Origin of the sequence: Comamonas guangdongensis (genome assembly GCF_041079535.1) — a bacterium.
Taxonomy (GTDB): domain Bacteria; phylum Pseudomonadota; class Gammaproteobacteria; order Burkholderiales; family Burkholderiaceae_C; genus Comamonas; species Comamonas guangdongensis.
On record NZ_JBFYGN010000035.1, the window covers coordinates 24,148 to 32,473 of the forward strand.

The 8,326-nt window shown below is 63.7% G+C and carries 9 protein-coding genes; all 9 read right to left on the reverse strand.

Annotated elements, in window-relative coordinates:
- Positions 1 to 17 precede the first annotated feature (17 nt).
- The 9 genes from AB6724_RS20335 to AB6724_RS20375 all read right to left on the reverse strand — a co-directional run bounded on the left by AB6724_RS20335 (position 18) and on the right by AB6724_RS20375 (position 8,165).
- The gene (locus AB6724_RS20335) at positions 18 to 1,106 is read right to left on the reverse strand and encodes an NAD(P)H-dependent flavin oxidoreductase (RefSeq protein ID WP_369340364.1); all 1,089 of its coding nucleotides are present in this window, start codon (positions 1,104 to 1,106) and stop codon (positions 18 to 20) included.
- Positions 1,103 to 2,008, reverse strand: coding sequence for an enoyl-CoA hydratase (locus AB6724_RS20340; protein WP_369340365.1), 906 nt, complete (start codon positions 2,006 to 2,008; stop codon positions 1,103 to 1,105). Before AB6724_RS20340 ends, AB6724_RS20335 begins: the two co-directional genes overlap by 4 nt.
- A 1-nt stretch (position 2,009) precedes the next feature.
- Positions 2,010 to 2,780, reverse strand: coding sequence for a CoA-transferase subunit beta (locus tag AB6724_RS20345; protein ID WP_369340366.1), 771 nt, complete (start codon positions 2,778 to 2,780; stop codon positions 2,010 to 2,012).
- 11 nt (positions 2,781 to 2,791) lie between these two features.
- Positions 2,792 to 3,670, reverse strand: coding sequence for a CoA transferase subunit A (locus tag AB6724_RS20350; protein ID WP_369340367.1), 879 nt, complete (start codon positions 3,668 to 3,670; stop codon positions 2,792 to 2,794).
- A gap of 3 nt (positions 3,671 to 3,673) precedes the next feature.
- Positions 3,674 to 4,588, reverse strand: coding sequence for a VOC family protein (locus AB6724_RS20355; protein ID WP_369340368.1), 915 nt, complete (start codon positions 4,586 to 4,588; stop codon positions 3,674 to 3,676).
- Between the two features lie 310 nt (positions 4,589 to 4,898).
- Positions 4,899 to 5,981 (reverse strand): alkene reductase, encoded by a 1,083-nt coding sequence (locus AB6724_RS20360; RefSeq protein ID WP_369340369.1) that lies wholly within the window; start codon positions 5,979 to 5,981, stop codon positions 4,899 to 4,901.
- A 9-nt stretch (positions 5,982 to 5,990) separates the two neighbouring features.
- Positions 5,991 to 6,638 carry a nuclear transport factor 2 family protein gene (locus tag AB6724_RS20365; protein ID WP_369340370.1) on the reverse strand — a complete coding sequence of 216 codons (648 nt, stop codon included), beginning with the start codon at positions 6,636 to 6,638 and terminating at the stop codon, positions 5,991 to 5,993.
- A gap of 16 nt (positions 6,639 to 6,654) precedes the next feature.
- Entirely contained in the window at positions 6,655 to 7,422 is a 768-nt protein-coding gene (locus AB6724_RS20370; protein ID WP_369340371.1) for an SDR family NAD(P)-dependent oxidoreductase, read from the reverse strand.
- Between the two features lie 11 nt (positions 7,423 to 7,433).
- Positions 7,434 to 8,165 carry an SDR family NAD(P)-dependent oxidoreductase gene (locus AB6724_RS20375; protein ID WP_369340372.1) on the reverse strand — a complete coding sequence of 244 codons (732 nt, stop codon included), beginning with the start codon at positions 8,163 to 8,165 and terminating at the stop codon, positions 7,434 to 7,436.
- Positions 8,166 to 8,326 lie beyond the last annotated feature (161 nt).

Sequence of the window (8,326 nt, forward strand, 5' to 3'; positions counted from 1 at the left end):
GTCTCGTTGGCTTGTTGTTATGCGGTAGTCAGTGCATTCAATGCGTTGCGTCTATCCATGGCCTGGCGCACGATGCCGCCGATCACGTCCTCGCAGCTGTCCAGCTTGCCGATCAGCGCCGCCACCTGGCCGGCCGACATCACGCCCTCGGCCGGGTTGCCGTCCACCATGGAGCGCTGCAGCAGCATCGGGGCATTGGCCGCCATCACGGTCTGGGCCACGGAGGACGAGTCCTCACGCACGGCCTGCATGAAGATGCCAATGGCCTGGCCCGTGGTCATGCCGGTCTCGGCCTTCCATTGCAGCGCCAGGCTCAGCGCGATGCGCAGGCGCTTCATGGGGCTGGCTTTTTCCAGCATGGCCAGGTATTCGTTGGGAATCATGCGCTGGGGCATGCCATCGACCAGGTGCGAGATGGCGATCTTCTCGGCATCCCTGGTGGCCAGATAGCGCTGCAGCGTGGCGGCGGGAACCTTGGAGTCGCTGGTCATCAGAAAGCGCGTACCCATGGCGATGCCCGATGCGCCATAGGCCAGCGCCGCCAGCAGGCCGCGGCCGTCATAGAAGCCGCCGGCGGCAATCACGGGCACATCGACCGCATCCACCACCTGGGGCAGCAGCACCGTGGTCGGTACGCTGCCCGTGTGGCCGCCGCCTTCGCCGCCCTGCACGGTGATGGCGTTGGCGCCCATCTCGATCGCCTTCTGGGCGTGCTTCAAGGCGCCCACGGTGGGCATGCAGACTATGCCCGCGTCGCGCAAACGGCCTATCACCTTTTTGTCCGGGCCTCGGCCATAGCTGACCGCACGCAGCCGGTGCTTGACCGCCAGATCCAGCAGTTGCTGGGCATTGGGCTGGAACATGTGAAAGTTCAGACCGAAAGGCTGGTCATCGGTCTCGCGCTTGACGCGCAGAATCTCGGCCTCGATCTTGTCGGCGGCAATGGTGGCACCGGCCAGGAAGCCGAAGCCACCGGCATTGGTCGTGCCGATCACCAGATCGGCACCGGCCACATAGCCCATGGCGGTCTGGATGATGGGATAGCGGCAGCCCAGCAGGTCGCAGATGGGAGTGCGCAAGCTGCCCATGTCGTTCATATTGCTCATGCCTTTGACTCTTCTTTATTGGCCTTGGCCATAGACTTCGCGTCCTGGCCGCCCAATTGACCCATGCCCATGGCCTGGCTGTGAGCATGGGCAAAGTGGTGGTAGCCGAAAGCCATGTCCATGGTGGAGCGCAGGCCCTGCAGTTCCTCGGCCTTGTTGACCACCATCTTGGTCAGCGCCAGGCCCAGACGCGGCTGGGCCGCCAGGCGCTGGGCCATGGCATGGACCTGGTCCTCGAGCTCGGCGCGCGGAACCACGCGGTTGACCATGCCCATCTGATAGGCACGCTCGGCCCCCATGCGCTCGCCCAGCAGCAGAAACTCCTTGGCGATGCGTGGATGCAGCTCATGGGCGTGGGCAAAATACTCCACGCCAGGGATGCCCATGCGCACCACGGGGTCCTGGAAGAAGGCGTCGTCGCTGGCCACGATCAGATCGCAGACCCAGGCCAGCATCAGGCCGCCGGCCACGCAGGCGCCCTGCACCATGGCGATCATGGGCTTGGGAATGTCGCGCCAGCGGCGGCACATGCCCAGATACACCTCTTGCTCGCGCGCGAACAGCTGCTCGCCACCGGGCTTGTTGGTGTGGTCCCACCACAGATGCACGCGGTCGAAGGGCTTGTGGATGTCGCGGCCCGGTGTGCCTATGTCGTGGCCCGCGCTGAAATGCTTGCCGACGCCGCGCAGCACGATGACCTTGACGCTGTCGTCGTCGGTGGCGCGGCGGAACGCCGCATCCAGCGCATAGGTCATCTGCGAGTTCTGCACGTTGTTGAACGTGGGCCGGTTCATGGTGACCGTGGCGACACCGTTGTCCACGCTGTAGAGCACGGGCTCTTGCGTCTCGTAGACAGCCTGGTCCTCGCGCGTCACGAATTCGCTGGCAGCCGCATTTTCCATCTCAGGCTCCCATCGCTGTCGCGCGCAGATTGTGCGGATCGAGCTGGGCCAGCAATGCCAGCTGCTCGGGCGCGGGATCGGGCGTCACGCCCACGCTCTCGGGGATGTGCAAGGGGAAGCCCGTCGCTTGCTGCACCTGCTCCACGCTCACGCCGGGGTGCAGGGACAACAGGCGCGCCTGATAGCCGGGGCCGCCAAAGTCCATCACGCAGAGATTCGTGAAGATGAAGCGGATGTCGGTCGTCTCCTCCAGGGTCCAGCCCTTGGCCAGGCGCGCGGGGTTGTAGCCCACCGAGCCCACGGCATCCACCTCGCCTTCCACAAACACCTTGGTGCTGTGGTTGGGCACGAAGAAGGAATTGGCGTGGTTGATGGAGTTGCCCGGAAAGCCGCGCACACCCAGCATCATGGACTTGGGCCGCGCGTAGTCGCTGCCGACCATGGAGATATTGCCCTGGCCGAAGCGGTCCACCTGCACCGGACCCACCATGGCATGGCGCTTGCCGCCCCAGACATTGTCGAAGATGCGCGAGAAGCCCATCCAGGTTTCGCGCTTGATCTCGTAGTCGCCGCGCGGCCCCACAGGCACGGGCTCGCCCACGATCCAGGCTTCGGAATCCGTCATCATCAGATCCGGATTCAGGGACTTCATGCACAGCGATGCCGCCAGGCGCGGCACCAGGCCAATGCCCGTGGCCAGCACCTCGCCGTCGTTTTCCCAGGCTCGTGCCGCGGCGCAGATGACGCGATCCACCAATGCAATTTCACTCATCTTCCGCCTCCTCAGAACACGGGCAAGGGCAGGCGCTTGATCGCCTCCATGCCGCCCACTTTTTCCAGATACTCCTGCTCCGTGCACTGCAGGTACTTTTGCTGGTAGTCGCTCCAGCCGCCCTCTTCCTTGCTGCTGGCCACGTACTCCTTGAAGTGCTTGACGTCAAAGCCGTACAGCGGCGCGCAGGAGGTGGGGTGAGCACCGCCGGGCAGATGCACCACGCCCGTGGTTTCGGAGCGCTCCCAGAACACCAGGCGCGCGGCCTCGGCCGACTCGAAGCTGCTGGACTCCACGAGTTCGTCGCAGCTCACGAAAGTGTTCCTGGCAGCGCGCGCGAACAGGTCGTCCATATAGATGTCGGGACCGGCGATCTGGCACACGCCACGTGCATCGGCGCGGTCTACATGCAGCAGGGCCACGTCGAGATGGATGGCCGGCATGGCCAGCCACTCCTTGCCGTCATAAGGCGACTCGATCAGCTTGATGCCGTTGTTGTGCTTGAGCACGTCGGTGCCCAGGCCCACGCGGGTGGGGATGTAGGGAATGCGCATGCCCGCGGCCTTCAGGCCCAGCACCATATGGCCTTCGTCGATCTCCATGACCTCGATCTCGCCGCTCTGGCGCGCCTTGCGGAAATAGGGCTCGAGCGGGATGAAATCCAGCGAGACGAAGGCGAAGACCAGCTTCTTGACCTTGCCGGCCGCGCAGAGCATGCCCACGTCGGCACCGCCGTAGGCGACCACGGTCAGATCCTTCACGGGGCTGCGCAGCAGCTCACGCACCAGGGCCATGGGCTTGCGGCGCGGCCCCCAGCCACCGATACCAATCGTCATGCCATCCTTGATGGATGCCACAACCTCTTTTGCCGTCATCAATTTATTGGCCATGTCTCATGCCTCCTGTTGCTTGCTTTCGGGGCGGCCCACGCTGAAGTCGTGCCCCCAGAGGCTTACGGTCGTGAACTCATGCGTGATGTGCTGATCCCAGTCGATGATGGCGCCGCCATAGCCGAACTCCAGATCGAAGTTCGAGGGCGTCTTCATGTAGAACGAAATCATCTTGTCGTTGGTGTGCTGGCCCAGGGTGGCGGACAGCTTGACCTGGCTCTTTTGCATGCGGTCCATAGCGCGGCCCACCTCGGGCATGTTGTCCACCTCGACCATCACGTGCACGCAGCCCGCGGCAGAAGGGAACTCGGCCAGCGCCAGGCTGTGGTGGCGGCCGTTGGCGCAGTGGAAGAAGTGGATGCGGATCGTGGGACCGGCATCGCCCGCAGGCTTGAAGTTGTAGATGTCCGAAAGGCCGAAACCTAGCACGTCGCGCGCAAAGGCCACGGTCTTGTCGAAGTCGGGAGCCGGCAGCACGGTATGGCCCAGGCCGTAGTCGCCGGTGATGAAGCGCGACACCCCTTGAGGCGAGGCAAAGTGGACGAAATCGGACTTGAAGCCCCAGACGATCTCGTGGCGGTTGCCCGATGGATCCATCACGACGGCCAGCTGCTGCACATGGCGCTTCGCGCACAGCTCGGGGCTGCCCATCTCGTAGTGCACGTCGGCAGCCTGCAGCACCTTGAGCGCCTGCTCAAAGGCTTCCTTGTTGGCCACCTCCCAGCCGGATGCCGAGTATTTGTCATTGCTGCCAGGCTGCACCTGGAAGCGGAATTGACGCTCATCCATCTTGATCAGCAGATCGCCGTCGGCCGTGGTGCTGGGCATCATGCCAAGCACATCGCGTGCATAGCCGACCCAACGATCCAAATCAGAGCTCTCGGCAACAACGTACGCCAGTCCACGTATTTCCATCATGATGTCGGGGCCTCCAACCCAAATCCTTTTTAGTGATGCTGAGGATTCTGGGGATGAGAGCCTTTGCCAACATCGTCCGTTGAGACTAACGAAGTCGCTCCTTTTGCAACAAAATTGATAGCGCCTATGCGTTGAATGACGGTGATTATCGGGAAATACCCTGAAATCCATGCAGCGGCTTGAGCCGGCCCGGTCCGACGTCCTGGCGACAGTTTCCGCGCAATAAAAAAAGCCGCATCCCCGAAGGAGATGCGGCCAACACGATGAACACGGTGTCCTCCTGGCGCCGACGGCGCCAGGTTTCTAGCGATCAGGCCGGCTGCGCCTCGGCTGCCGGGGCGTAGTCGTTGTAGCCCTCGGCGCCGGCCGTATACAGAGTCCTGCGGTCAAACTTGGACAGTGGCAGGCCCAGGCGCATGCGCCGCACCAGATCGGGGTTGGCGATGAAATGACGCGCAAACGAGATGGCCTGGCCCTCACCGGCCTGCAGCGCGGCTTCGGCGCTTTGCGCATCGAAACCGTCGTTGAGTATGAGGTTGGCGCCAAAGTTCTCGCGCGCCAGCTTGAAGGCGTCGATGCTGGGGTCGAACACGGCGCGCATCACATGCAGATAAGCAATGCCCTGCCTGGCTGCCTGGCGCATCAGTTCGGCATGGGTGGCGGCGGAGTTCTCGTCCGAGGTATCGTTATAGGTGTTGCCCGGGTTCAGACGCAGGCCCACGCGCTCGGCCCCGATCGCATCTCCCATGGCTGCCAGGCATTCCGCCGCAAAGCGCACGCGGTTGGCGGCATTGCCGCCGTACTCGTCGCCGCGCCGGTTGACCCCCGAGCTCATGAACTGCATGCACAAATAGCCGCTGGTGCCGTGCAGCTCCACGCCGTCAAAGCCCGCATCCATGGCCCGCCTGGCGGCCGCAGCATGCTCGGCAATGGCCTGGCGCACCTCTTCCGTGGTCAGGGCCTGCGGCACGTCAAAATTCTGCATGCCTGCCGCATCGGTCCAGATCTGACCCTGGGCCTGGATCGCCGAAGCCGACACCGAGCGCACGCCCCGGGGCTTGATGTGATGACTGCCGATACGGCCCGAATGCATGATCTGCAGCACGATGGAGCCGCCGCGCGCATGCACGGCATCGGTCACGCGTCGCCAGCCGCGCACATGCTCGGCGGTCTCTATGCCGGGCTGGCGGCAGTAGGCCTGGCCCGTGACCTCGGGCCAGCTGCCTTCGGCCACGATCAGGCCAGCATCGCCGCGCTGGCCGTAATGCTCGGCCATGAGCTCGGTGGGCACGCCATCCTCGGCAGCACGGTTGCGCGTCATGGGTGCCATGACCACGCGGTTTTGCAAAGCAATCTTGCCCAGCTTGACGGGCGTGAAAAGAGTTTGACTCATGCGGACTCCTTAGCGCACACGCATGCGCGGGGGCGGTGTATCGCGGCGCATGGTCTTTAGAAACTGCTCCAGCGGCGCTGGTGCGGCCACCTGCGGCAGTTCGTCCTTGTCGGGGCGCTGGGCCCAGAATGCCTTCCAGCTCGGGAACAGATCATGGAAAGCGCCGTGGTAGGGTTCACGACCCGGCCAGCGCATCTTCATGTCGCCTATCGGCGGCTTGTTCAGGTCCGTGGCATACCAGTAGCAGGGCAGACGACGGCGGAAGAACCACTGGCCGTCGATGCGCTCGTAATCATCCCAGTACAGCATCTGCATGATGACCCACTCGGCGCCGCACTCATGCTCGTTCTTGGAATAGACCACGCCGGTGGCGTGATCCCGGTCCACGAACTCTATGATGTGCTGGCCCAGATGGTGGGAGGTGCCCGTGAACTGGTCACGCAGCGTGCTGTCCTGCCATGCCTTGAAGTGCTCGCGCCCCACGCGTTCCTTGCCCACGCGGATGTCGGGCGCAAACAGGTTGACATGGGCATCCATGTCGCGCATGTCCAGCGACAGGGAATACTTGCCTGCCAGCTGACGGATCGCATCCAGCGATTCCAGGCGGTCGATACGCTCTTCCAGCGTTTGTGGCCACTGATTCACGGGTTCACTCATCTCTTCAGACTCTTTCTTACAGCGCCGTCACCAGCACGGCGGAACGGCCGCCGTCCACGGGCAGTGCGGCGCCGGTCACATAGCTGGCCTCGTCGCTGGCCAGGAACAGGATGGCATTGGCAAGCTCTTCGGACTGGCCGACACGGCCCATGGGGATCAGTTTTTCGGTGTTCTTGCGCGAAGCCTCGTCGGCCAGCATGCCGGCCGTGGCCGGGGTTTCGACCACGGCAGGGATCACCACGTTCACGCGCACGCCGGCGGCTGCGCCTTCGGCCGCGGCCGCACGCGAGAAGTTGATCACGGCCGCCTTGGCCGCCGAGTAGCCCGACATATAGGGCGTGCCCAGCGTGCCGCAGATGGAGCTCAAGTTGACGATGGAGCCGCCCTTGGCCTTCATCAGCTTCAGCGCGGTGCGGGTGCCCCAGAACGTGCCGTCCACCGAGGTTGCGAAATTGGCCTGCCAGTCCTGGGTGGACATGGCTTCGATGCCGCCCCAGGTATAGGCCATGGCGTTGTTGACCAGAATGTCCAGGCCGCCATGATTCTTGGCGGTCTGCTCCAGAGCGCCGACGATCTGCGCTTCCTGGCCCACATCGGCGACCACGGCCTCGGCCTTGCCACCCGCGGCCTTGATCTTGGTCACCACCGCTTCCAGAGGTTCCTTGCGACGACCGCAGATCACCACCGTGGCACCCTCCTGGGCGAAACGCTCGGCCGTTGCGGCACCGATGCCGGAGCCACCACCGGTGACGAATGCCACCTTGCCTTCCAGACGCTTGCTCATGTTCGTACTCCTTACAGGAAGGCGCTGCCGCCGTTGACCGCCAGGTTCTGACCGGTCACAAAACCGCTGTCGTCGCTGGCCAGGAACACCGCCACCTTGGCAATGTCTTCGGGCTCGGCCATGCGGCCCATGGGCACGCCGGCGATGATGGCGTCGGCCCATTCCTGGGGAATGCCCTGCATCATGGGAGTGTTGGTGGGACCGGGAACCAGGGTGTTCACGCGGATCTTCTTGGGCGCCAGCTCCTTGGCCATGCCGCGGGTCAGGCCCATCAGCGCGGCCTTGGAGGCGCAGTAATGCGCCGGGCCGTCGCCGCTCACGGCCGATGTGCTGGAGATATTGACGATGGCTCCGCCCTTGGCCTCCTGCATCTGCTTGACGGCCGCACGGGCGCAGTAGAAGGCGCCATTCAGGTTCACGCCGATCACGCGCTCCCAGGTGGCGTCAGGGATATCGGCAAACTGGTCCACCGAGCCCACGCCGGCGTTGTTCACCAGCACGTCCACCGTACCCAGATCCCGCTTGATCTCGGCGAACAGCTTGTCGATGGCCGCACTGTCGGCCACATTGACCGAGCGCGCTAGATGCTTGCCATCCTTGCCTGCCAGAGTCTGCTTGGCGGCTTCCTCGTTCAGGTCCACCGCCACCACGGTTGCACCTTCGTCGGCGAAACGCTGGGCGATCGCGCGCCCCATGCCTTGGCCAGCCCCCGTGACCACGGCCACTTTTCCTGCTAAACGCATCAATGTCTCCTTGTTGGTTTGAAATCCAGCATGGAGACAGCGTAAGAAAAAACAACTGCCAGCCCATCGTCCAACAAGACTAAGTGTTCAGTCCCACAGTGAGATGGTGCGGATGAAGTCTAAAGCGACTTGGATCTTTTTCCCACGCCTCGCACATCGCA

Coding starts and splice junctions, on each gene's coding strand:
- AB6724_RS20375 (WP_369340372.1), bottom strand. CDS start 8,165: ATGCGTTTAGCAGGAAAAGTGGCCGTGGTCACGGGGGCTGGCCAAGGC.
- AB6724_RS20355 (WP_369340368.1), bottom strand. CDS start 4,588: ATGATGGAAATACGTGGACTGGCGTACGTTGTTGCCGAGAGCTCTGAT.
- AB6724_RS20370 (WP_369340371.1), bottom strand. CDS start 7,422: ATGAGCAAGCGTCTGGAAGGCAAGGTGGCATTCGTCACCGGTGGTGGC.
- AB6724_RS20345 (WP_369340366.1), bottom strand. CDS start 2,780: ATGAGTGAAATTGCATTGGTGGATCGCGTCATCTGCGCCGCGGCACGA.
- AB6724_RS20350 (WP_369340367.1), bottom strand. CDS start 3,670: ATGGCCAATAAATTGATGACGGCAAAAGAGGTTGTGGCATCCATCAAG.
- AB6724_RS20335 (WP_369340364.1), bottom strand. CDS start 1,106: ATGAGCAATATGAACGACATGGGCAGCTTGCGCACTCCCATCTGCGAC.
- AB6724_RS20340 (WP_369340365.1), bottom strand. CDS start 2,008: ATGGAAAATGCGGCTGCCAGCGAATTCGTGACGCGCGAGGACCAGGCT.
- AB6724_RS20360 (WP_369340369.1), bottom strand. CDS start 5,981: ATGAGTCAAACTCTTTTCACGCCCGTCAAGCTGGGCAAGATTGCTTTG.
- AB6724_RS20365 (WP_369340370.1), bottom strand. CDS start 6,638: ATGAGTGAACCCGTGAATCAGTGGCCACAAACGCTGGAAGAGCGTATC.